This window comes from Variovorax sp. OV084, assembly GCF_900111625.1.
Classification (GTDB): Bacteria; Pseudomonadota; Gammaproteobacteria; order Burkholderiales; family Burkholderiaceae_C; genus Variovorax.
Genome location: NZ_FOII01000005.1, coordinates 67,641 through 91,027, shown reverse-complemented (window position 1 = coordinate 91,027; position 23,387 = coordinate 67,641). Strand labels below are relative to the sequence as shown.

Genomic DNA, 23,387 nt, shown 5'->3' with positions numbered 1-23,387 from the left:
AATGCGGTTTGATTTCTTCCGGCGTTCCTCCGGCGACAGAGGGGCCAACCCCGATCTTGGCGCCGGCACCGACGCGTCGGCGCAGCCCGACGCGGGGCCCGACGGCCACGTGGCCTATGCCATGCTGCTCGACGCGCAGCGGCGCGTCATGGGCTATCGCATGGCCTGGCGCGCGGCGGGCGGCGAGGGCTCCGGTGTGTCCGGCGCTGCCGGCGTCAAGGCGCTGATGGACACGCTCGCCATGCACCTCAACCCCACGCCCGCGGGCTGGCTGCTGGGGCCGCAGCTGGTGTTCGTCGACGTGACGGTAGATGCGCTGTTCCAGAGCGAGCTGCAATCGCTGCCGCCACAGCACATGGTGCTGTGCATGGGCGTGGACGAGCTGCTGGACGCGGACATGCGCTCCATCCTGCTGTTCCTGCGCGAGCAGGGCTTCGGCTTCATGCTGTGCGGCGCCACTGCGCTGCCCGAAGATCCCGAGCTGCGCGCCATCGTCACTCACTTCGAGGTGGATGCGCGCGACGCCGACACCGTGGCTCGGCTGCGCCGGGACGCGGAGCTGGGCCACCCGCCGGTCGAGCCGATCGCCTCGCGCGTGGAAAACTGGGACGAATTCGACGCCTGCGCCGGGCGCCGCGTGAATGTGTTCATCGAAGGCGCGTTCCGCAATCCGCCGGTGCGCGAGACCGAGGACGCGCTGCAGCCCGAGTCGCTGCTGATCGTGCAGCTGATGCAGATGCTCCAGCGCAACGAAGACGTGCGCGTCATCGAGGCCGCGCTCAAGCACGACGCTGCGCTCACCTACCGGCTGCTGCGCTACATCAACTCGCCCTCGGTCGGCATGGCGGTGGAAATCCATTCGCTGCGCCATGCGGTGGCCATGCTCGGCTACTCGCCGCTGTACCGCTGGCTGTCGCTGCTGCTGGCCACCAGCAACAAGGGCGGCTCGCCCTTCATGATGAAGAAGGCGATCCTGCGCGGACGCTTCGTCGAACTGATGGGGCAGGGCATGCTGCCGGCCAGCGAGGCCGACAACCTGTTCGTGGCCGGCATGTTCTCTCTGCTCGACCAGTTGCTGGGCGTGTCGATGGAGGGCGTGCTGCGCAAGGTGCAGCTCACCGAGTCGGTGCAGCAGGCCATTCTTTCGCGCGGCGGCCTGTACGGCCCCTTCGTGGCGCTGGCCGAAAGCTGCGAGCTTGACGACGGACAGGCTTCGCGCCTGTCGGAAGCGCTGTTCCTGAGCGCGGACCAAGTCAATGCGGCGCAGCTGTCCGCGCTGGTGTGGGCGCAGGACGCGAGCCCGGCCGCGGCCGGGCCCTGAACGCGCGCGAGGCCGGAAGTGCAGGGCATTTGTTCGTTTGATCGGGCCATTGGAAACGGCGGACGCTATGTACATTGAAAGCCAAGCTTCCAGGATGGCCGTGACTACCGAGTTCCTTTTTACCGACAGCGACTTTTCCCGGATCCGCACCCTCATTCACCGCCGCGCCGGCATCGCCCTGGGCGAGCAGAAGCGGCAGATGGTGTACAGCCGGCTCTCGCGCCGGCTGAGAGAGCTCCAGGTACCCGACTTCGCCACCTACCTCGACTGGCTCGAAGGGCGGCAGGATGGCGAGGAGTGGCAGTTGTTCATCAACTCGCTCACCACCAACCTGACCTCGTTCTTCCGCGAGGCCCATCACTTCCCGACGCTGGCCGAGCACGTGCGCAAGGCGAAGCAGCCCGTCACCGTGTGGTGCGCGGCGGCCTCGACGGGTGAGGAACCCTATTCGATTGCCATCACACTGATGGAGGCGCTGGGTGACAAGGCGGGCTCGTCGCGTGTGATCGCCACCGACATCGACACCTCGGTGCTGGCCAAGGCGGCTACCGGCGTGTTCACCGCCGAGCAGGTGCGCAGGCTCGCGCCCGAGCGGCTGCGGCGCTTCTTCAACAAGGGCACCGGCGCGAATGCGGGCAAGGCGCGCATCCGCCCGGAGGTGGCGGCGCTGGTGAAGTTCTCGCGGCTCAACCTGCTCGACAGCGCGTGGGCGGTGAAGGAGCCGGTGGACGCGATCTTCTGCCGCAACGTGATGATCTATTTCGACAAGCCCACGCAGAAGAAGGTGCTCGACCGCTTCGCGCCGCTGCTCAAGCCGAACGGCCTGCTGTTCGCGGGGCATTCGGAGAACGCGTCGCTCGTCAACCAGGCCTTCCGGCCGCTGGGCCAGACCGTGTACGAGCTGGCGCGCGCGCGTGCCACGGGCGTTCCATGATGGCTTCGAACCCTGCCGCACCGGACTCGGTGGCCAGCCACCACTACTTCGACCGCGACGTCGGCCTCATGGCCGTGAAGCTGTTGCCTTCCGAGTACTACGTGACTTCGAGCAACACCGTGCTGAGCACAGTGCTCGGCTCGTGCGTGGCCGCCTGCCTGCACGACAGGGAAGCCGGCGTGGCCGGCATGAACCATTTCATGCTGCCCGACGACGGCGAAGCAGCCGGCACCGGCACGCGGGATGCCTCCGAGTCGATGCGTTACGGCGCCTACGCCATGGACACCCTGATCCGCGAGCTGGTACGCGCGGGCGCGCGCCGCGACCGGTTGCGCGCCAAGGTGTTCGGCGGCGGCGCGGTGCTGGCCAACATGACCACGCTCAACATCGGCGACCGTAACGCCGACTTCGTGCTGCGCTACTTGCGCAACGAACGCATCGAAGTCGCCGCGCAAGACCTGCGCGGGCCGCATGCGCGCCGCGTGTGCTTCGTGCCGGCGACCGGCAAGGCCATCGTGCGCAAGCTGCGTGCGCATACAGAAGTGGCGCAGGTGCAGAACGAAGAGGGCGAGTTGCTGCGCAGGCTGTCCGGCCTTCGCGCGGCGCCGGCTGCCTCAACCAAGGGAAACCCGTGAGCAATAAAAAAATCAAGGTGCTGTGCGTTGACGACTCGGCACTGATCCGCAGCGTGATGACGGAGATCATCAACAGCCAGAGCGACATGACCGTGGTGGGCACGGCGGCAGATCCGCTGGTGGCGCGCGACCTCATCAAGGTCACGAACCCCGACGTGCTCACGCTCGACGTCGAGATGCCGCGCATGGACGGGCTGGAGTTTCTCGAAAAGCTCATGCGGTTGCGGCCCATGCCTGTGGTCATGGTGTCGTCGCTGACCGAGCGCGGCTCGGAGATCGCGCTGCGCGCGCTCGAGCTGGGCGCCATCGACTTCGTGACCAAGCCGCGCCTGGGCGTGCGCGACGGCCTGCTCAACTACACCGAACTGATCGCCGGCAAGATCCGCACGGCCGCGAGCGCGCGGCTGCTGCCCGGCCGGCATGCCGCGGCCCCGCGCCCCGGCGGCGACGCGCCGCACGAATCGCTGCTGCGCAGCCCGCTGCTGAGCACCGAAAAACTCATCATCATCGGCGCCTCCACCGGCGGCACCGAGGCCATCCGCGAAGTGCTGCAGCCGCTGCCGCCCGATTCGCCCGCGGTGATGATCGCGCAGCACATGCCGGCCGGCTTCACCCGCTCGTTCGCGCAGCGGCTCGACGGCCTGTGCCGCATCAACGTGAAAGAGGCCGAGCATGGCGAGCGCGTGCTGCCCGGCTATGCCTACATCGCGCCCGGCGGCTTTCACCTGTCGCTCGCGCGCAGCGGCGCCAACTACGTGGCCCACCTCGACCAGGAGCCACCGGTGAACCGCCACCGGCCGTCGATCGACGTGCTGTTCGATTCGGCGGCCAAGCACGCGGGCAAGAACGCCATCGGAATCATCCTGACCGGCATGGGCAGGGACGGCGCCGAGGGCCTGCTGCGCATGAAGCGCGCGGGCGCGCACACGCTGGCACAGGACGAGGCCAGCTGCGTTGTCTTCGGCATGCCGCGCGAAGCCATCGCACTGGGCGCGGTGGACGACGTGTCCCCATTGAGCGAAGTGAGCCGCCGGGTGATGGCGCACCTTCGCACGTTCGGCGAACGTGCGAACCGAGTTTGAAAAACGACCTGTTGGAGTTGGAAATATCGTGATCGACAAGAGCATCAAAATCCTGGTTGTGGACGACTTCCCGACCATGCGCCGCATCGTGCGCAACCTGCTGAAGGAACTGGAGTTCCTCAACGTCGACGAGGCGGAAGACGGCGCGGCCGGTATCGAGAAGCTGCGCGGCGGCAATTTCGGTTTCGTGGTGTCCGACTGGAACATGCCGAACATGGACGGCCTGACCATGCTGCAGACCATTCGCGCCGACCCCGAGCTGAAGAAGCTGCCGGTGCTGATGGTCACCGCAGAGGCGAAGAAAGAGAACATCGTGGCGGCCGCTCAAGCTGGCGCCAACGGCTACGTGGTGAAGCCATTTACCGCCGCCACGCTCGAAGAGAAGATCACCAAGATCTTCGAGAAGCTTGCGAAGGAAGCGGCCTGACATGAGCCAGAACGCTGCCGGGGCCGCGGACCCCACCAACACCGCCGAAGAACTGCTGGGCCGCATCGGCCAGCTCACGCGCCAGCTGCGCGAAGGCCTGCGCGAGCTGGGCCTCGACAAGCAGGTGGCCAAGGCCGCGCAGGCCATTCCGGATGCGCGCGACCGCCTGAGCTACGTGGCTGCCACCACCGAGCGTGCCGCGCACCGCGCGCTCAACGCCATCGACGTTGCACAGCCGTTGCAGGAAGCACTGGCCAGCGATGCCAAGGGCCTCAGCAAGCGCTGGGACCTGTGGTTCGAAAACCCCATCGAGCTCGACCACGCGCGCGAACTCGTGCTCGACACGCGCAGCTACCTCAACGAGGTGCCGGAGCGCGCCGGCGCGATCAACTCGCAGCTCATGGAAATCCTGATGGCGCAAGACTTCCAGGATCTGACCGGCCAGGTCATCAAGAAGATGATGGAAGTGGTCAACGACGTGGAGACGCAGCTGCTGCAAGTGCTGATCGACAACTCCGCGCCCGAGAAGCGCCAGGAGGCCGCGCACAGCCTGCAGAACGGCCCGCAGGTCAAGCCCGGCAACCCCGATGCGGTGACCGACCAGGCACAGGTCGACGACCTGCTGGAGAGCCTCGGCTTCTGAGCCCGAGGCCGGGCTCCAGGCCCTGCCTATTGTCCGAATAGCAGGGCGATAAGGGCCCTTATCGGCAGATTGTTCCGGACGACCGAATTCAATAATTTGGTCATGAGCAAGGCGTACTTCGCCACTGCTGGTTCGGAGCATGAATGGCTGAGGAAAGCGATCTCGAAAAAACGGAACCCGCCTCCGAGCGACGCCTGGAGAAGGCGCGCGAGGAAGGCAACGTAGCCCGTTCGCGCGAGCTCACCACCTTCGTCATGCTGGGCACCGCATGCGCGGGGCTGTGGTTCGCAGGGGACTCGCTGGGCACGAGCATGAGCGGTGCGCTGCACCGCGGCCTGCAGTTCGACCGCGCCAGCGCCTTCGATCCCTCGCATATGCTGGCCCAGACCGGGTTGATGGCGATGCACACGCTCACGGCCATCGGCCCGCTGTTCGCGATGATGATCGTCGCTGCCGTGGTCGCGCCGCTGATGCTCGGCGGCTGGCTGTTCTCCACCAAATCGGTGGGGCCGAACTTCAGCAAGCTCAATCCGCTGGCCGGCATCGGCCGCATGTTTTCCGCGCAGTCGCTGGCCGAGCTTTTCAAGGCGCTGGCCAAGTCGGCGCTGATCGGCGGCGTGGCGTGGTGGGTGGTGTCGCGCGACATCGGCGCGCTGATGGACCTGATGGCGCAGCCCGCGCACTACGCGCTGCCGCACGCAATGGTGCTGGTGGCCAAGCATTGCGCGCTGATCGCGGCCACGCTGTTTCTCGTGGCGCTGATCGACGTGCCCTTCCAGCTCTGGAGCTACTACCGCAAGCTGCGCATGTCGCGCGAAGACCTGCGCCAGGAGCACAAGGAAAGCGAAGGCGATCCGCACATCAAGGCCGCGATCCGCCGCCAGCAACAGCAGATGGCGCGCCGCCGGATGATGGCCGAGGTGCCCAAGGCAGACATCGTGCTGACCAATCCCACGCACTTTGCGGTGGCGCTGAAGTACACCGACAGCGGCATGCGCGCACCGCGCGTGGTGGCCAAGGGCACCGAGCTGGTGGCCGCGCGCATCCGCGAGATGGCGCTGGAGCACAAGGTCGCGATTCTCGAAGCGCCGCCGCTCGCGCGCGCTCTCTACAAGCACACGAAGCTGGGCGATGAGATTCCGGCAGGCCTGTACACCGCGGTGGCCGAGGTGCTGGCCTGGGTGTACCAGCTCAGGCGCTGGAAGACCGAGGGCGGCGACGCCCCGCGCACGCCGACCGACCTGCCGGTGCCCGCAGACCTTCAATACACAGTGGAAGCCGCATGAACGCGATGACAAACCTGATGCGTCTGCCGACGCGTCTGTTCTCCGGCTCGCAGTTCAAGGGACTGGCCGGGCCGATTCTCATCATCCTCATCCTGAGCATGATGGTGCTGCCGCTGCCGCCCTTCCTGCTCGACCTGCTGTTCACCTTCAACATCGCCATGTCGGTGATGGTGCTGCTGGTGAGCATGTACACGATGAAGGCGCTGGACTTCGCGGCCTTCCCGGCCGTGCTGCTGTTCTCGACGCTGCTGCGCCTGTCGCTGAACGTGGCGTCCACGCGCGTGGTGCTGATGCACGGCCACACCGGGCCCGACGCAGCTGGCAAGGTGATCGAGGCCTTCGGGCACTTTCTGGTCGGTGGCAACTTCGCGGTGGGTGTGATGGTCTTCATCATCCTCGTGCTCATCAACTTCATGGTGATCACCAAGGGCGCAGGGCGCATCGCCGAGGTGGGCGCGCGCTTCATGCTCGACGCGATGCCGGGCAAGCAGATGGCCATCGACGCCGACCTCAACGCCGGCCTGATCGGCGAGGACGTGGCCCGCAAGCGCCGCACCGAGGTTGCGCAGGAGGCCGACTTCTACGGCTCGATGGACGGTGCCAGCAAGTTCGTGCGCGGCGATGCGATCGCGGGCCTGCTCATCATGGTGATCAACATCATCGGCGGGCTGGTGGTCGGCATGCTGCAACACGGGCTCGACTTTTCCACTGCCGGCAAGACCTACACGCTGCTGGCCATCGGCGACGGCCTGGTGGCGCAGATTCCGGCGCTCGTCATCTCCACCGCTGCCGGCGTGATCGTGTCGCGCGTGACCACCGACGAAGACGTGGGCAGCCAGCTCACGGGCCAGCTCTTTTCCAACCCGCAGGTGCTGTTTCTCACGGCCGGCATCGTCGGCCTGCTGGGCATGATCCCGGGCATGCCGAACCTGGCCTTCCTGCTGATCGCGGGCGGCCTGGTGTGGCTGGGCCGCCGGCTTGTGATGCGCAAGCCGCAGGAAGCCGCGCAGAAGGCAGCCGCCGCCGCGCAGGCCGCGAACCCCGCGCCCTCGGCCGAGATGGAAGAAGCGACGTGGGACGACGTTGCAATGGTCGACCCGCTGGGCATGCAGGTCGGCTACCGGCTCATTCCGCTGGTGGACCAGTCGCAGCAGGGCGAGCTGCTGGGCCGCATCAAGAGCATCCGCAAGAAGATTGCGCAGGAGGTCGGCTTCCTGGTGCCGGTGGTGCACATTCGCGACAACCTGGAGATCAAGCCCAACACCTACGTCATCAGCCTGAAGGACGTGGAGATCGGGCGCGGCGAAGCCTTCCCCAACCAGTGGATGGCCATCAACCCCGGGCAGGTGACGGGCACGCTGCCCGGCACGCCCACGCGCGACCCGGCCTTCGGCCTGGCGGCGGTGTGGATCGACGCCAGCCTGCGGCAACAGGCACAGGTGCAGGGCTACACGGTGGTCGATGCCTGCACGGTGATGGCCACGCACCTGAACCACCTGATCCAGACGCATGCCGCCGAACTGCTGGGCCGCCAGGAAGTGCAGCAGCTGCTCGACCAGATCGCCAAGACCGCACCCAAGCTCACGGAAGACCTGGTGCCGAAGGTGCTGTCGCTCAGCACGCTGCATAAGGTGCTGCAGAACCTGCTCGACGAAGAAGTGCCCATCCGCGACATGCGCACCATCCTCGACGTGATGGCCGAGCATGCGCCGACCATCAAGGACCCGACCGAACTCACCACGCTCACGCGCCTGGCGCTGGGCCGCGCCATCACGCAGCAGCTGTTCCCGGGCGACACCGAAATGCAGGTGATCGGCCTCGACGGCTCGCTCGACGGCGTGCTGCAGCAGGCCTTGACCAACAGCAGCGGCATCGAGCCGGGCATTGCCGACAACCTGCTCAGGCAGGCGCAGGCCGCGATCCTGCGCCAGGAGCAGATGGGCCTGGCGCCGGTGCTCGTGGTGCAGCACGCGCTGCGCGTGCTGCTGTCCAGATTCCTGCGGCGCAGCCTGCCGCAGCTGAAAGTGCTTTCGCATGCGGAGATTCCTGACTCCCGCACCATCAAGATCACCACCGCCATCGGAGGACGAGGTTGAATTCCAAGCAGACCGACGTGCGCACCACCGCGCGCAAATTCGTCGCGGCCACCAGCCGCGAAGCCCTGAGGATGGTGAGGGAGGCGCTGGGCGCTGACGCCATCGTGCTGACGCATCGCGCAATGGCCGAGGGCGTCGAGATCGTCGCAATGGTCGAGGGCGAAGTGCAGGGGGTGTTGAAAGACACCGCGCCTGTGCCTGCGAAGCCCGTGGTGATCGCGGCGCCCGTGGCATCGGTCCCCGTGCCTGTGGCGGCCCCTGTGCCCGCTCCTGCACCCGCACCCGCTGACACCGTGCTCACCGAACTGCATTCCATGCGCGGCATGATCGAAGAGCAGCTCGCCAGCGTCGTGTGGAACGACAAGCAGCGCCGCGACCCGGTGCGCGGCCGCCTGCTGCGCACGCTGCTTGGCGCCGGCTTCAGCGCGGGCCTGTCGAAGGCCATGCTGGAGAAGATGCCCACCGGCCAGACATACGCCGAAGGCATGGCCTACGTGCGCTCGGAGCTGATCCGCGCCGTGCCAGTGCATGAAGACGAAGACGCGCTGTTCGCGCAGGGCGGCGTGTATGCCCTGATGGGCCCGACCGGTGTCGGCAAGACCACCACCACCGCCAAGCTGGCTGCGCGCTGCGTGATGCGCTTCGGCGCTGACAAGCTCGCGCTGGTGACCACCGACAGCTACCGCATCGGCGCCTACGAGCAGCTGCGCATCTACGGCCAGATCCTCAATGTGCCGGTGTACGCCGTGAAGGATGCGGCCGACCTGCACCTGGTGCTGCAGGACCTGCGCGACAAGCACATGGTGCTGATCGACACCGTCGGCATGAGCCAGCGCGACCGCGCCGTGTCCGAGCAGATCGCGATGCTCGGCCAGAGCCAGCGGCCCGTGAAGCGGCTGCTGCTGCTCAACGCCACCAGCCACGGCGACACGCTCAACGAGGTGGTGCACGCCTACCGCCATGGCAACGAGCTCACCGGCTGCATCTTCACCAAGGTCGACGAGGCCACGCATCCGGGCGCACTGATCGACACCGTGATCCGCCACCGCCTGCCGGTGCACTACATCTCCAGCGGCCAGAAGGTGCCTGAGAACCTGATGCAGGCCGACCGCGCGCAGCTGGTGGACAGCGTGTTCCAGCCGCGCCAGCACAGCCCGCTGTTCGTGCCCGCGGAAAGCGATCTGCACGAGGAGCCGGCGGGCGCGGGCCCCTCGGCGCAGGTGGTGCAGGCGCAAGGCGAGACCGACCGCCTGCGGCTGAAGTACCAGAACCTGATTCGCGCCATGGCGCACGACGCGCAAGAACTCGCCACTGCCGCCAGCGCATTGGCCGGCGCGCAGATCGGCTTCGAGCGTTCGCGCGCACTCTGGCGCCAGGCCGGTGACGAAGGCACCGGCCAGAAGGCCGTGCTGCACGACCTGATGGTGCATGCGCGCAGCGAAGTGGCCGCTGGCTGCGAGACCCATGTGCTCGCGCTGTGCGGGCAGGTCGGGCTGCGCTCGAACGAAGGCGGCGACGCCTATGAATGCCACGGCAGCCTGCTGCTGTCGGACCGCACGGGCCTGCCGTTGGTGGCGCCGAACCAGTGGCTCTCGACCGCCGCCACGCGCGGCATGAAGGACGCCGCGCGCAAGCCCGGCGCACGCCAGGTGCCATGGCTGCGCCAGCAGGACTTCGGCCACAAGCCGCTGGTGTATCTGTTGACGAGGCTGCCCGGCATCGAGGCCATGGTGCAGTGGCAGGCCGCGGGCCAGCGCTGGCTTGCGCGCGCGCCGGGCTCCACCGCGGTGATCGACGTGCGCACCGGCGCACCCGACACGCTCGCGCGCATGGACTTCGAATTCGGCGAGGGGCGGCCCGTGCGCTTTCGCGGCAAGGCGGCGTTGCGCAGCGAGGCGCATGCCGACGTGGTGCTGCGCTTCAACGCGGCCGCCATGGCGGCGGGCATCGGGCGCGATGCGATGCCCGCGCTGCGCTGCGTTGCCACGCGGGTGGTCGATGCGCGCACCGGCAACGTGCTGGCGCAGGGCCATGCGTTGACCAACATCGGCGCGGACGTTTCCACGCAGCAGCTCGCGCAATGGCAGGGCTGGGCCAGCGACGCCGAGCCCTGCTTCCGCCTGCTGCGCGACGGTGTGCAGATGGTCGGCGGTATCGGCGAGCTGGGCGACCCCGACATCATGAAGCGGCTGCTGATCGCCGGCCAGATGACCACCACCGTGTGGCGCCTGTTGCACGCCGAAGGCGAATGGGCCGACCGCACGCGCGCGCTGCTGGGCCAGCTCACGGGGCGCCCGGCGCGCAACGGACGGGCCATGAGCGGCAGTGCGCTGTATGCGGGCGTGGGCAAGCTCTTTCTGCTGCTGGAGGCGCTGGGCACCGAGTCGACCGCTCCCACGCAGGCGCCGCGTGCGCTGGAGAAGTTGGGTTGAGGAATCAGGAATGAACAAGCTGGTTGCGGATCAGGCCGACGGACTGCGGCGCATGCTCGCACCGACGCATGCGCGCGTGGTGGCCGTCGCAGGCCTGGGGCAGGGCGCGGGGAGTACCACGGCCGCGATGAATCTCGGTGTGGCACTGACCCTGCAGGGTCGCAACGTGCTGCTGCTGGACGAGCACTGCCCGACTGTGGGTTCGGCCTGCGAGGTGTGGGACATCGATCCGCTGGGGAACCTGGCCGATGTAGCAAGCCAGCGCCTGACGCTGGATGGTGCAGAGGTCAAGGCAGCCTGCGGCGTGCACGTGCTACCCGCGCCGCACCGCGCGGTGAATGGTGCGGATGGCGAAATCGACCCGCGCAAGTTCTGGCACGACGGCGTCGTCATCGTCGATGCGGCTTTCGACGCCGAAGGCCGGCTGTCGGCGCTCGCGCAGGGCGCGGACGACCTGCTGCTGGTGCTGCAGCCGCACCCCGCGTCGATCACCGCGGCCTATGCGGGCATCAAGCGGCTGCACCATGCGCACGGCCTCAAGCAGATGCGCTTCCTGGTCAACGGCGCGGCCGACGTCGTGGCCGCGCGCCAGATCATGAGCAACCTCGCGCATGCCGCCAGCCGCTATCTCGCGCTGCTGCTTCAGCCCGCGGGCTGGGTGCGCTTCGACCCGCTCGTTGCCGACGCGTGGCGCCTGAAGAAGACCATCGTCGAGGCCTTTCCCGCGAGCCATGCCGCTGTCGACTTCCGGCGCATTGCTGGCGAGGTCGACCGCTGGCCATGGCGCGCGGCCGAGCCGCTGCAGGCCGTGGCCTGAGCCCGCCGACCCGGACAACCCAAGAAGGACGGCCGTGTACACCGCACAGGGAACCATCGAAAAATCACATCTGCTGGCGCAGCACCAGCCGCTGGTGCGCCGCATCGCGTTGCAGATGATGGCCAAGCTGCCGGCCAGCGTGGAGCTGGACGACCTGATCCAGGCCGGCATGCTGGGCCTGCTGGACGCCTCCAGCCGCTACCAGGACAACCGCGGCGCGCAGTTCGAGACCTTCGTCAGCCAGCGCATCCGCGGCGCCATGCTCGACGAACTGCGCGCCAGCGACTGGGGCTCGCGCGGCCTGCGCCAGTCGGCGCGCGGCGTCGAGAAGGCGATCCAGGCGCTGGGCCACAAGCTCGGGCGCTCTCCCACCGAAGGGGAGATCGCCAAGGAGCTGAAGATGGACCTGGAGGCGTATCAGTCGCTGCTGCAGGAGATCCAGGGCTGCCAGCTGGTGTATGTCGAAGATTTCTCCAAGGACGACCCGGACAGCCCGTTTCTCGACAGCCACTCGCAGGACGCGCGCAAGGACCGGCGCGGCAGCGACGATCCGCTGGAGCAGCTGCTGGAAAGCGGCTTCCGGCATCAGCTGGTGGACGCCATCGGTGCGCTGCCGGAGCGCGACCAGCTGCTGCTGAACCTCTACTACGAGGAAGAGCTGAACCTGCGCGAGATCGGCGCGATCCTGGAGGTGAGCCAGTCGCGGGTGTGCCAGCTGCACAGCCAGGCGATCAGCAGGCTGCGGGCCAAGCTGAAGGATGTGCTGTAGCCGACTCCGGGGCCAGGGCCGCCGCCTGAATCAGAAAGTCGCATCGAGCACCTGCGAGGGGATGAGGCCGTTGAGCGTCACATTGTTCGTGAGTGGATCGAACAGTTGCGGTTGCAGAACGTACTTCCAGGCGCCATTCCTGTAGTACAGGAAGTTGAAGGCGTTCGGCAGCGGAATATGCTGGTTGGCGTGGCCGTAGTCGTCGAAGCCGATGTACGAGATCACTTCCTGCCCTTGCGTCTGGATCATCTGATTGATGTTGGCTTGCCCGGGGTGCTGGTGGTGATACACCCTGATCAGATGCGCACCGAGCGGCGAGTTCGTCACCATCAGGGCGCAGCCATTCATGGCGGCGGTGAAGACGAACCTGTGCTGCGGGTTGTGTCGAGGTACGTCGACGAATCCGGGCATCACGTTGCCCTGGATGAAAGGACACCAATACGCCGAGATCGGCTGATCCTGATGGAGGACATTTCCCACCGGCCTCAAGGTGACCTGGAGGGCTTGCGCGGTGCCCTGCAGATCGAACGAGCCCATCTTGGCCGTGTTGAGTACCAGGACCTGCATGACGAAAGCTGGATTCTGCTGCGCCTGCGCGTTCTGCATGAACCACGAAACGCCGTTGATCGCGCGAAGCTGCGCGTACGCAACGGGATCGGCTCGGAAGAGTTGGTTGTGTCCGTTCACGTGTGATGTCTATTTGCGTTGGAATGGGAGGGGCAAAGTAGAGCGCTGCACCATGGGGCCCAAGCGGCGACCTGTGCCGTTTCATCTTCACGAGCCTCTTGTCATTTCGTGCGCGGCTGATGGTAGGAGCGCGACGGTGCGAAGGCCATCCCCAGGAACAAGTAGATGGGTGCCTTATTTGTCATGCGCCATTAGGCGTTGTCCGTCAGCAATCCGCGCCCGCCGCTGGCGTGCCACGCCCGCGCGCACGGCAAAGCTCAGCCTCTTGCCAAAGACTCCCAAGCAACCCTCCGCACGGCTTCACGCCGACCGCCCGAACCGCCCCATTGGCGACTACGCGCTCATCGGCTCGACCCACAGCGCGGCCCTGGTGCATTGCGGTGGCGATATCGAGTGGCTGTGCCTGCCGCGCTTCGATTCGGCCGCGATGTTCGCCAGCTTGCTCGGCGACGAGCGCAACGGCCATTGGACGATGCGCGCCAAAGACCGCAAGGCGCGTGTCACGCGGCGCTACCTGCCCGGCACCGTGGTGCTCGAAACCACGATCCGCACGGCCAAGGGGACGGCCATCGTCACCGACTTCATGCCGCGCCCGGCGCTCGACGGCACGCATGAGGTGGTGCGCATCGTGCAGGGCGTGCGCGGCACGGTCGCCATGCACACCGAGTTCCGTATCCGCTTCAACTACGGCGGGTGGTGCCCGTGGATGGAGCGGCGCGACGGCGCGGTGTTTGCCACGGCCGGACCGGACTCGGTGCGCATCAGCTCCGGCGTGCCGCTGACCAACGAGAACTTCGCAAGCTTTGCCGACTTCACCGTGTCCGCGGGGCAGGCCATCGCGTTCAGCCTCGACTGGTTTCCTTCGCACCTGAAGCCACCGGTGACGCGCGATGCCAGTGCGCTGCTGGCGCGCACCGTCGCCGAATGGAGCGCGTGGACCGGCCGCTGCGGCTACCACGGCGAGTTTCGCGAGCCGGTGATGCGCTCGCTGCTCACGCTCAAGGCGCTCACCTACGAGCCCACCGGCGGCATCGTCGCCGCGCCGAGCACCTCGCTGCCCGAACTGCCGGGCGGCGAACGCAATTGGGACTACCGCTTCTGCTGGCTGCGCGACGCGGCGCTCACGCTCTACGCGCTGATCGGTTCGGGCTATGTCGAGGAAGCCAGCGCCTGGCGCTGGTGGCTGATGCGAGCGGTGGGCGGCTCGCCCGAAGAGCTGCAGGTGATGTACGGCCTGCACGGCGAACGCTCGCTCACCGAGCTCGAGCTCGGCTGGCTGCCGGGCTACGAAGACAGCCGCCCGGTGCGCATCGGCAACGGCGCGCACGGGCAGCGCCAGCTCGATGTGTACGGCTCGGTCATCGCGGCCTTTCATGCGGCGCGCAAGGCCGGGCTGGCGGACATGGAAAAGGTGTGGCCGCTGGAGCGCGCCATCGCGAAGCACCTGATGGTGCTGTGGAAGGAGCCCGACTGCAGCCTGTGGGAAGTGCGCGGCGAGCCGCGCCACTTCGTGCATTCCAAGATCATGTGCTGGCTGGCCTTCGACCGGGTGATCGCGAGCGCGACGGAGTATGGGCTCGAAGGCCCTGTCGAGCGCTGGCGCGAGGTGCGCGACGAGATCCACGCCGAGGTCTGCGCCCGCGGCTACGACGCCGCGAGCAATTCATTCGTGCAGTACTACGGCGCAGACACGGTGGATGCGGCGCTGCTGTGGATGCCGCTGATCGGCTTTCTGCCGATTCATGATGCGCGGGTGCAGGGCACCATCGCGCGCATCGAGAAGGAGCTGATCTTCAACGGGCTGGTGTACCGCTATCGCACAGAGAAAGGCGTGGACGGCCTCGAAGGCGGGGAGGGCGCGTTTCTCGCGTGCAGCTTCTGGCTGTCGAACGTGTACGTGGCCATGGGCAAGCTGCGCAAGGCGCGAGCCCTCTTCAAGCGCCTGCTGGCGCTGGGCAACGACCTGGGCCTGTTCGCCGAGGAATACGACCCGGTGGCGCAGCGGCAGCTCGGCAATTTTCCGCAGGCGTTTTCGCACATCGGGCTGATCAACAGCGCGCATGCGCTGGTGTCGGCGGCCGGTGGCGTGTGGGAGCTGGCGGACCTCGATGGCAAGGCGGCATCGAAGAAGACGGCGCCGAAGAGAGCGGCACCGAAGAGGACGGCAAGAAAGACGCCGCTCAGGCGGCCGGCAGCGCGAACTCCTCGGCGCTGAACACCGTGTGGAAGACCGTGCCGTCGAACATCTCGAACAGCTTCTTCGAGACCTCGCGGCTTTCATGGCGAACGGGTGAGTCGAGTGCGCGGGCGATGTCCTCGCGACTCGCATAGCGGATCGACAGCACCATCGCCAGTTCGGGGTCGCTCACATCGCTTTCGATCTGGCGCAGCACGCGCACTTCGAGCGCACCGGGGAAGCGGGTCCACAGCGGCACGAGTTTTTCGTGCACGTGGCGGTCGAAGGCTTCTTCCATGCCGGCCTTGACCCGGCCCCTGAAAAACGCGCAGCGGATGAACATGGTGTCTCTTCTTTCCTGGGTGAAAGCTGTGTGTGGCGGGAGGCGCTTCAGCCGCGCCCGTAGCCGTCGAACTGCCGCATCATGGCCGCCGTGTCTTCGGCGCCGAGCCCGGCCGCGACGAAGGCTCGGTGCAGCTCCGAGACGGCGCCCGCCAGCGGCATCGGCAGGCGCTGGCCTTGCGAGAAGGCCTGCACCGCTTCGAGGTCCTTGAGCATGTTGTCGATGCGGCCGGTAGGCGTGTAGTCGCGCGCGGCCATCTTGGGGCCGAACTCGCGCAGGATCTGGCTGTCGGCGCGGCCGCCGGCCAGTGCGGCGGGCAGCTTCGATGCATCGACGCCACCGGCTTCGGCCAGCCGCACCGCCTCGGCCACGGCCTGAAAGCCGATGGCGCAGAGCAGCTGGTTGACGAGCTTGGTGGTCTGGCCCGCGCCGCTGTCGCCCATGTGGGTGTAGTTGGCGCACAGGCTGTCCATCACGGCGCGTGCGCGCAGCACGTCGTCGGCGCTGCCGCCTGCCATCACCGTGAGTTGCCCGAGCAGGGCCTTGGGCGCGCCGCCGGAAAGCGGCGCATCGACGAAGCCCATGCCCGTGCGCTCGCGCAGCGACTGTGCGAGCCGGCGCGTGGAAGGTGGGTCGATGGACGACATGTCGATCAGCAGCCGCTTCGCATCGGCAGGTGCGGCGGCGGCAATGCCGGCCTCGCCGAAGATTGCGCGCTCCACCACCGCCGCAGAGTTGAGGCTGGTGATGACGAAGTCGCTGGCTGCCGCTGCCGCTTGCGCGGTGTCGGCCGCTTGTGCGCCTTGCGCTGCCAGCGCGGCCACCTTGGCCGCATCGAGGTCGAACACGTTCACCCGGTGGCCGCATTCGAGCAGCCGGCGCGCGATGGCCGAGCCCATGATGCCCACGCCGATCACGGCCACGCGCTGGCTGGATGCTGCTGTCATGCAGAGACTTTCATGGAAGCATCCTTCGAGCGTTGAACGAGCCGTGCGCCGATGTCGGCCACGATCTGCTGCACGGGCACGGCGATGTCGGCGTGCAGCACGTCGGGTTCGCTCGCGTCGGGCCTCTCCAGCGTCTTCAGCTGGCTGTCGAGCAGCGCCGGCGGCATGTAGTGCCCGGTGCGTTGTTCCATTCGCTGCCGCACCAGCGCGGGCGACCCGTCGAGAAACACGAATTGCAGCTCGGGCGACGCGGCGCGCAGCCGGTCGCGGTAGGCGCGCCGCAGGGCGGAGCAGGCCACCACCACGCCACGCGGCGCGGCCGTGCGGTCGGCGAGGCTGGCGCCCACGCGGTCGAGCCAGGGCCAGCGGTCTTCGTCGGAGAGCGGCAGGCCGGCGCGCATGCGCGCCACGGCCTCGGGCACGTGCAGGTCATCGGCATCGACCCACGGCACGCCCAGCGTCTGCGCCAACCCGGCGGCCACGCTGCTCTTGCCGGTGCCCGACACGCCCATTACCACCACGCTCAGGCGCTGCGGCTGCTCTGGATGCTGCACGGTGCTACAGGCTCGAGGTGATGCCGCCATCCACATACAGGATGTGGCCGTTGACGAAGCTCGACGCATCCGAGGCCAGGAAGATGGCCGCGCCGCCGAGTTCTTCCACGTCGCCCCAGCGGCCGGCGGGCGTGCGGCCCGAGAGCCACGCCGTGAAGGCTTCGTCGGCCACCAGTGCCTGAGTGAGTTCGGTCTTGAAGTAGCCCGGCCCGAGGCCGTTGACCTGGATGCCGTACTTGCCGAGGTCGATCGCCATGCCCTTGGTGAGCATCTTCACCGCGCCCTTGGTGGCGGCGTAGGGCGCGATGCCCGGGCGGCCCAGCTCGCTTTGCACCGAGCACACGTTGATGATCTTGCCGCGCTTGCGTTCGATCATGCGTTGCGCGACGAAGCGGCCGACCAGGAAAACGCTGTCGATGTTGGTGGTGGTGATCTTGTGCCACGCGTCGATCGGGAATTCGGCGAACGCGCCGCGGTGCTGCATGCCGGCGTTGTTCACGAGGATGTCGATGGCGCCGATGTCGGCCTCGATGGCGGCCACGCCGGCTTCCACCGCTGCGGCGTCGGTCACGTCGAAGGCCATGGCCTCGGCCGCGATGCCCTTGGCGCGCAAGGCGTCGCGGGCGGCGTTGAGCGACGCGGCATCGCGTGCATTGAGCACCACGCGCGCGCCGGCGTTGCCGAGCGCAGCCGCCAGCGCAAAGCCGATGCCCTTGCTGGAGCCGGTGACGAGGGCGGTGCGCCCGGAAAGATCGAAGAGTTTCAAAGGAGGCTCCGAGTACATGGCTGACGGCATAAGTTACCGGTATCTTTTGAGATCGTCAACTGGTAAAACCTCCGCTGGCATTATTTTCTTTCATCAATTAAAGTTACCGGTATCTTATTGAGTCGCAACCGCTATCCGAGGAGACACCCGCTTGACCGCTACCGCTACATCCCCGCACGTGCTGATGCCAGGCACCTACCCGGAATGGGACATGGCGCCGATGCGGGCGGCCTACACGCTGCATCGCCTCTGGGAAGCGCCGGACCGGCAGGCCTTCATTGCCGAGCACGCGCCGAACATTCGCGCGGTCGCAACGCGCGGCGAGCTGGGTGCCAACGCCGAACTGATCGCCGCGCTGCCTGCGCTGGAGCTGATCGCCTGCTACGGCGTGGGCACCGACGGCATCGACCTTGCCGCCTGCCGCGCGCGCGGCATCCGCGTGACCAACACACCCGACGTGCTCAACGGCGACGTGGCCGACCTCGCCGTGGGGCTCACGCTGGCGGTGCAGCGGCGCATTCCGGCGGGCGATGCTTTCGTGCGCAGCGGCGCGTGGGCCGGTGGCGGCATGCCGCTGACCACCCGAGTCTTCGGCCAGCGCATCGGCATCGCGGGCTTCGGCCGCATCGGCAGCACCATCGCGCGGCGGCTCTCGGGCTTCGACGTGGAGCTGGGTTACTTCAGCCGCACGCCGAAGGCCGACAGCCCGCACCGCCACTTCGCCAGCCTGAGCGCCATGGCCGACTGGTGCGACGTGCTCATCGTCATCCTGCCCGGCGGAGAGGCCACGCGCGGCATCGTCAATGCCGAGGTGCTGCAGGCGCTGGGCCCCAGGGGCTGGCTCGTGAACGTGTCGCGCGGCACCACCGTCGACGAAGGCGCGCTGCTGCAGGCGCTGGAGGCGCGCGGCATTGCCGGCGCGGCGCTGGACGTGTTCCTCAACGAGCCGCGCATCGACCCGCGCTTTGCCGCGCTCGACAACGTGGTGCTGCATCCGCACCATGGCAGCGGCACCGAACAGACGCGCCGCGCCATGGGCGAACTGGTGCGCCGCAACCTCGAGGCCCACTTCACGGGCCAGCCTCTCATTACTCCCGTGCCCTGACTGGCCGAAGGAAAGAATCATGCGTTTGCGTTGTATGTGCCTCGTGATCCACGCCCCCGACGACCTGCGTCTGGACGAACAGGACGCCGGCGAGATCGGCCCCGGCCAGGTGCTGGTGAAGGTCGGCATGGGCGGCATCTGCGGCTCCGACCTGCATTACTTTCACAACGGCGGCTTCGGCACCGTGCGCATCAAGGAGCCGATGGTGCTGGGCCATGAAGTGGCCGGCACCGTGGTGGCGGTGGCGCCCGGCGTCGAGAGCGTGCGCATCGGCGACAAGGTGGCCATCAACCCGAGCCGCCCCTGCGGCGCCTGCAAGTTCTGCCTCGAAGGCCTGCCCAACCAGTGCCTCGACATGCGCTTCTACGGCAGCGCCATGCGCACGCCGCACGTGCAGGGCGCGTTCCGCAACATGCTGCTGTGCGAGGCCACGCAGTGCGTGAAGGTGGCCGAGCACGTGCCGCTGCGCCTGGCCGCGCTGGCCGAGCCGTTCTCGGTGGGGCTGCACGGCGTGTCGCGCGCCGGTCCGCTGCTGGGCAAGCGCGTGCTGGTGTCGGGCTGCGGACCCATCGGCGTGCTGGCCATCGCGGCGGCGCGCGCGCATGGCGCAGCCGAGATCACCGCCACCGATGTGGTCGACGAGCCGCTGGCCATCGCGCGTGCCATGGGCGCCGACAACGTCATCAACGTCGCGCAGGACAAGACCTGGGTGTCGCGCTATTCAGCCGACAAGGGCACCTTCGACGTGATGCTCGAATGCTCCGGCAACGAGCGCGCACTGCGCGACGGCCTCGAAGTGATGCGCCCGCGCGGCGTGGTCGTGCAACTGGGCCTGGGCGGCGACGTGAGCATTCCGCAGAACATGGTGGTGGCGAAAGAGCTCAGCATCTGCGGCTCGTTCCGCTTCCACGCGGAGTTCGCGCTCGCGGTGCGGCTCATCAACGAAGGGCGCGTGGACCTGTCGCCCGTGGTGACGCACACCTTCCCGATGCTGCAGGCGCGGCAGGCCTTCGAGCTGGCGAGCGACCGTCAGAAGGCGATGAAGGTGCTGATCGACTTCGCGGACGTGGGCGCGGAGGCCGTCGCGGCATGACGGGTTTTCCGCAGACGCCCGCAGCGTCATTGGCTCGCGTTAGGCGTTGCGCGCGCCAGCAGGCGGATGTGTTCGAAGTCCAGCATGTCCAGCGCATGCCGCACCGCGTCGACCAGCGCCGAGTGGCGCGCGTCGGCCGCAAGCCGGTCGGCCCATTCGTGCAGGTCGCTCCAACGGCCGTCGCGCGCGAGCGTTTCGAGTTCGTCGCGCACCGATGCGGGAAGCGGCGCGATCGCGGGCACCGGTGGACGTCTCACCCTGTGGCCCGGTACGGGCACGGGCGGTGCATGGCGCGGCTGCTGCGGCTGCTGTGACTTGGTGGCTAGGGGCAGCAATTCTTTCGGCGCGTCCTTCACGATCACCGAGAAGTGCACACGCGTTCCCAGGTTGCGGTGGCTCTCCAGCAGCAGGCGCCCGCCCATGTGCTGCACGATGCGCCGCGCGATCGCCAGCCCCAGTCCGTGGCCGTTGGCGCTGGGCGCGCCCTGCGCGATGGCCTGGACGATGCGCGCCTGGTCTTCCTTGTCGATGCCGATGCCGCTGTCCCACACGTCGAACCTGAGCCGCCACGAGTCCGCGCGCGGCCGGGCCTGCACGCGCAGGCCGATCTTGCCGTCGCGCGTGAACTTCGCGGCGTTCGACAGCAAGTTCAGCAGCAGTTGCTGGAAGCGCTTGCTGTCGATGTACACCGCGACCGGCAGTGCGCCCAGCACCTCCAGCTCGAACCGGTTGTGCTGCCGCTGCGCGAGCGTGTCTGCGTACTGCGCGATGTCGTCGATCAGCGCGCGCAGGTGCACCGGTCGGGGCTCGAAGGCGAAGGGCAGCAGCTCGCTCTTCGCGTAGTCGAGCAGATCGTCGATCAGCGCGAGCTGGTAGGCCACGCTGCGCTCGATGGCCTGCAGCCGCTCGGGCGGCGGCGAGCTGTCGCCATGCAGCAGGCGCGCGTTGCCGATGATGGTCGACAGCGGTGCGCGCAGGTCGTGGCTGATGTAGGCCAGCAGCTGCGTCTGCTCGCGCGCCTGGTGCTCGGCCTGCTCAAGCGCGGCGTTCAGCGCGTGCGTCTTGCGCTTCACTTCTTCCTGCAGCCGTTGCTGTTCCTCGGCCTGCCAGTGCACCAGCGTGCGCTGCGCGACGCGCTGCTGCCGCGACAGGTGGTGCGCCCACGCCGCCAGCGCCACCAGGCCGACCAGCATGCCCGGGAAGCCCAGCGCATAGGCGTCGAAGCCGGGGATCGTGTGCGCCGGCATCGCGAGTTCGGTGAGCCGCAGGCACACCCCGACGGTGACGATGCTCATCACCGGAAAGGCCAGCCGCCCGCCAGGTCCCGCGCGCCGCATGTAGATGAAGGTGCCGACGGTCAATGCGAGAACCACCACCGGCGCGCTCAGCGTGCCGGCCAGCGCGAAAGGCGCGTACGGCCCCAGCAGCGTGCCCAGCACCACGACGCATTGCCCTGCCGCGAGCACCGCGAAGAGCGACAGTCCGGGCGCGCGCACCGGGCTGCGCCGCGACACCGCGTACAGGTAGAACATCAGCGAGAGCACGCAGCAACCCGCGGTGACGCCGGCCGCGCGGTAGCTCCATTCGAGGCTGTCGGGCCACAGCGCCAGCCGTGCATGGCCGCGGTAGGCGCCCTCGTAGAGCGCCACGAGCGCGAAGCCCAGGCTCTGCAGCGCCGTTGCCAGGTCGCGCGAGATGAACCACAGCGCCAGCGAATACACGGAGAGCACCAGCAGCCCGCCGATCAGCAGGCCGTCGAGCAGTGCATGGCCGCTTTCTGCTTCGCGCCAGGCGTCGGCCGAATACAGCGCCGGCGCGAGCTTGACGCTGCTGTTCGTCTGAACCCGCACCAGCACGCGAGCCTGCTCGCCGGGCTGCAGGTCGAGGGCCAGCGTCGGTACGCGCTCGCGGTCCCGTCCGGTGCGTGATCGCACCGACACGCCGGTTTGCTCATGTGTCCACGTGGCCCAGCCCGCCAGCTCGCGGCGCGCATGGAAATCAACGTGCTGCAGCCACGTGGCGTCGAGCACCAGCCGAAGCGGCTGGATCGCGCCGGTGTCGTTCACCAGCGTGAGCCGCAGCCAGAAGGCCGAACGCGAAAAGCCCGGCCGCATGCGCGCTGCGTTGCCGGGCTGGAAGCCGCCGGGCACGCCGCTTTCCAGGGCATCGATTTCGTCGAGCGACAGCCGCGTGCTGGTGTCCTCGAACACCTCGGCGCGCGTGTCGAGCGCCACCGGCCAGCGGGTCGCGTCGTCGACGTGAAGCACGCCTGCATGCGCCGCGGACGACCCCGCCAGCCAGAAGGCGCAGCACAGCAGCAACGTGCGGATGCCGCGCAGGGCCGGGGTGGTCACCGCCTTCTCAACGCCGCATCAGGCCGACGGCACCGATGGCGGAGAGGTCGAGGCGGCAGGCGCCTGGCGAAACGCCGTGGGCGTGCGGCCGAAGCGCTCGCGGAACGCGGTCGAGAAGTTGGCCGCGCTGGAGAAGCCCACGGCCAGCGCGACTTCTTCCACGCTGAGCGCCGACTCCGCGAGCAGTCGCTGCGCCTCGGCGAGGCGCGCCTCGCGTGCGAACTCGAACACCGTGCGGCCCGTCTGTTCGCGGAACACGCGCGACAACCGCTTTTCGTGCGTGCCCACGCGCGCCGCCAGCTCGGGCAGGGTGGGCACGTTCGCCAGGTCGGCGCGCACCAGGCGCTCGACGGCCTGCGCGAGCACGCGGTCGGTGTGGTCGGCGCCCGGGGTGGTGCTGGCGCCGCGTTCCCGTTTCGCGTTTTCCACTGCGCTTTCGGCCTGCGCGATGCAGGCCTGCGCCTGCTGCCGGCTGCTTGACAGCGCAAGGTGTACGGCCACGCGCGCCAGCACTTCCGCAGGCTCGAAGGGCTTCAGGATGTAGTCGACCGCGCCTTCGCGCAGGCCGGTGAGCCGCTCTTGCACCGAGCTCGACGAGGTCACGAAGATCACCGGGATGCGTGTCGTCGCGCGGTCGGCCTTCAGCAGCCGGCAGGTCGCGAAGCCGTCGGTGGCGCCCATGCGCACGTCCAGCAGTATCAGGTCGGGCTGCAGCGCCGTGGCCCTGCGGTAGCCCTCCAGCGCGTTGAACGCCAGGCTGATGCGGTGCCCGGCTTCGCGCAGTACTCCCAGCAGCAACTGCAGTTCTTCGACGTTGTCGTCGATGACGAGGATGTGCGCGCGCCGGGGTGGCGTGGTCGACCAGTAAGACATGGACGTCGAGCGTAGGAGTGCGTCGCCGAAACGCTGTGTGATTTAGT

Annotated in this window: 21 protein-coding genes; 14 read left to right on the top strand and 7 right to left on the bottom strand. The window is 68.0% G+C overall.

What is annotated here, in order from left to right:
* Position 1: 1 nt before the first annotated feature.
* From BMW87_RS15485 to BMW87_RS15435, 11 genes are all read left to right on the top strand, one after another.
* Positions 2 to 1,321: an EAL and HDOD domain-containing protein gene (locus BMW87_RS15485; protein ID WP_093077272.1), complete on the top strand. Its 1,320-nt coding sequence runs from the start codon at positions 2 to 4 to the stop codon at positions 1,319 to 1,321.
* Positions 1,322 to 1,415: 94 nt separating this feature from the next.
* Positions 1,416 to 2,255: a CheR family methyltransferase gene (locus tag BMW87_RS15480; RefSeq protein ID WP_371127411.1), complete on the top strand. Its 840-nt coding sequence runs from the start codon at positions 1,416 to 1,418 to the stop codon at positions 2,253 to 2,255.
* Entirely contained in the window at positions 2,252 to 2,890 is a 639-nt protein-coding gene (gene cheD, locus BMW87_RS15475) for a chemoreceptor glutamine deamidase CheD (protein ID WP_093077271.1), read from the top strand. Before BMW87_RS15480 ends, cheD begins: the two co-directional genes overlap by 4 nt.
* A 56-nt stretch (positions 2,891 to 2,946) precedes the next feature.
* On the top strand, positions 2,947 to 3,972 hold the full coding sequence (locus BMW87_RS15470) for a protein-glutamate methylesterase/protein-glutamine glutaminase (protein ID WP_371127412.1): 1,026 nt from the start codon (positions 2,947 to 2,949) through the stop codon (positions 3,970 to 3,972).
* A gap of 31 nt (positions 3,973 to 4,003) precedes the next feature.
* Complete coding sequence (gene cheY / locus BMW87_RS15465) at positions 4,004 to 4,399, top strand: chemotaxis response regulator CheY (RefSeq protein WP_172839779.1); 396 nt, start codon at positions 4,004 to 4,006, stop codon at positions 4,397 to 4,399.
* Between the two features lies 1 nt (position 4,400).
* Complete coding sequence (cheZ, locus tag BMW87_RS15460; protein ID WP_093058575.1) at positions 4,401 to 5,042, top strand: protein phosphatase CheZ; 642 nt, start codon at positions 4,401 to 4,403, stop codon at positions 5,040 to 5,042.
* Between the two features lie 143 nt (positions 5,043 to 5,185).
* A complete protein-coding gene (gene flhB, locus BMW87_RS15455) occupies positions 5,186 to 6,328 on the top strand; it encodes a flagellar biosynthesis protein FlhB (RefSeq protein ID WP_093077269.1) in 1,143 nt (380 codons plus the stop codon).
* Positions 6,325 to 8,424, top strand: a complete 2,100-nt coding sequence (flhA, locus tag BMW87_RS15450) for a flagellar biosynthesis protein FlhA (RefSeq protein ID WP_093077268.1) — start codon at positions 6,325 to 6,327, stop codon at positions 8,422 to 8,424. Before flhB ends, flhA begins: the two co-directional genes overlap by 4 nt.
* On the top strand, positions 8,421 to 10,856 hold the full coding sequence (gene flhF / locus BMW87_RS15445) for a flagellar biosynthesis GTPase FlhF (RefSeq protein WP_093077266.1): 2,436 nt from the start codon (positions 8,421 to 8,423) through the stop codon (positions 10,854 to 10,856). Before flhA ends, flhF begins: the two co-directional genes overlap by 4 nt.
* A gap of 10 nt (positions 10,857 to 10,866) precedes the next feature.
* On the top strand, positions 10,867 to 11,673 hold the full coding sequence (locus BMW87_RS15440) for a MinD/ParA family ATP-binding protein (protein ID WP_093077265.1): 807 nt from the start codon (positions 10,867 to 10,869) through the stop codon (positions 11,671 to 11,673).
* Between the two features lie 34 nt (positions 11,674 to 11,707).
* A complete protein-coding gene (locus tag BMW87_RS15435; protein WP_093058580.1) occupies positions 11,708 to 12,442 on the top strand; it encodes an RNA polymerase sigma factor FliA in 735 nt (244 codons plus the stop codon).
* Positions 12,443 to 12,472: 30 nt separating this feature from the next.
* On the opposite strand, the gene BMW87_RS15430 is transcribed toward BMW87_RS15435, so the two are convergent.
* Positions 12,473 to 13,129: a hypothetical protein gene (locus BMW87_RS15430; RefSeq protein ID WP_093077263.1), complete on the bottom strand. Its 657-nt coding sequence runs from the start codon at positions 13,127 to 13,129 to the stop codon at positions 12,473 to 12,475.
* Between the two features lie 265 nt (positions 13,130 to 13,394).
* Here BMW87_RS15430 and BMW87_RS15425 point away from each other — a divergent pair, with 265 nt between their 5' ends.
* The gene (locus tag BMW87_RS15425; protein WP_093077262.1) at positions 13,395 to 15,344 is read left to right on the top strand and encodes a glycoside hydrolase family 15 protein; all 1,950 of its coding nucleotides are present in this window, start codon (positions 13,395 to 13,397) and stop codon (positions 15,342 to 15,344) included.
* Here BMW87_RS15425 and BMW87_RS15420 read toward each other — a convergent pair.
* Genes BMW87_RS15420 through BMW87_RS15405 form a run of 4 tightly spaced genes read right to left on the bottom strand, consistent with a single transcriptional unit; the run spans position 15,310 to position 17,933 of the window.
* A complete protein-coding gene (locus tag BMW87_RS15420) occupies positions 15,310 to 15,648 on the bottom strand; it encodes a putative antibiotic biosynthesis monooxygenase (protein ID WP_093058583.1) in 339 nt (112 codons plus the stop codon). The two genes, BMW87_RS15425 and BMW87_RS15420, sit on opposite strands and share 35 nt — an antisense overlap.
* A gap of 47 nt (positions 15,649 to 15,695) precedes the next feature.
* The gene (locus BMW87_RS15415; protein WP_093077260.1) at positions 15,696 to 16,595 is read right to left on the bottom strand and encodes an NAD(P)-dependent oxidoreductase; all 900 of its coding nucleotides are present in this window, start codon (positions 16,593 to 16,595) and stop codon (positions 15,696 to 15,698) included.
* A complete protein-coding gene (locus tag BMW87_RS15410) occupies positions 16,592 to 17,149 on the bottom strand; it encodes a gluconokinase (protein ID WP_256216783.1) in 558 nt (185 codons plus the stop codon). The genes BMW87_RS15415 and BMW87_RS15410 overlap by 4 nt, the downstream gene beginning before the upstream one ends.
* Positions 17,150 to 17,153: 4 nt before the next feature.
* On the bottom strand, positions 17,154 to 17,933 hold the full coding sequence (locus BMW87_RS15405; RefSeq protein WP_177192792.1) for an SDR family oxidoreductase: 780 nt from the start codon (positions 17,931 to 17,933) through the stop codon (positions 17,154 to 17,156).
* A 133-nt stretch (positions 17,934 to 18,066) separates the two neighbouring features.
* Here BMW87_RS15405 and BMW87_RS15400 point away from each other — a divergent pair, with 133 nt between their 5' ends.
* Both BMW87_RS15400 and BMW87_RS15395 read left to right on the top strand, forming a co-directional pair.
* Positions 18,067 to 19,020, top strand: coding sequence for a 2-hydroxyacid dehydrogenase (locus BMW87_RS15400; RefSeq protein ID WP_093077255.1), 954 nt, complete (start codon positions 18,067 to 18,069; stop codon positions 19,018 to 19,020).
* A 19-nt stretch (positions 19,021 to 19,039) separates the two neighbouring features.
* Positions 19,040 to 20,113, top strand: coding sequence for an L-idonate 5-dehydrogenase (locus BMW87_RS15395; RefSeq protein WP_093058588.1), 1,074 nt, complete (start codon positions 19,040 to 19,042; stop codon positions 20,111 to 20,113).
* A 26-nt stretch (positions 20,114 to 20,139) separates the two neighbouring features.
* On the opposite strand, the gene BMW87_RS15390 is transcribed toward BMW87_RS15395, so the two are convergent.
* Positions 20,140 to 22,467, bottom strand: a complete 2,328-nt coding sequence (locus tag BMW87_RS15390) for a sensor histidine kinase (protein ID WP_093077254.1) — start codon at positions 22,465 to 22,467, stop codon at positions 20,140 to 20,142.
* An 18-nt stretch (positions 22,468 to 22,485) separates the two neighbouring features.
* Positions 22,486 to 23,340 carry a response regulator transcription factor gene (locus BMW87_RS15385; protein ID WP_093077252.1) on the bottom strand — a complete coding sequence of 285 codons (855 nt, stop codon included), beginning with the start codon at positions 23,338 to 23,340 and terminating at the stop codon, positions 22,486 to 22,488.
* Between the last annotated feature and the right edge of the window lie 47 nt (positions 23,341 to 23,387).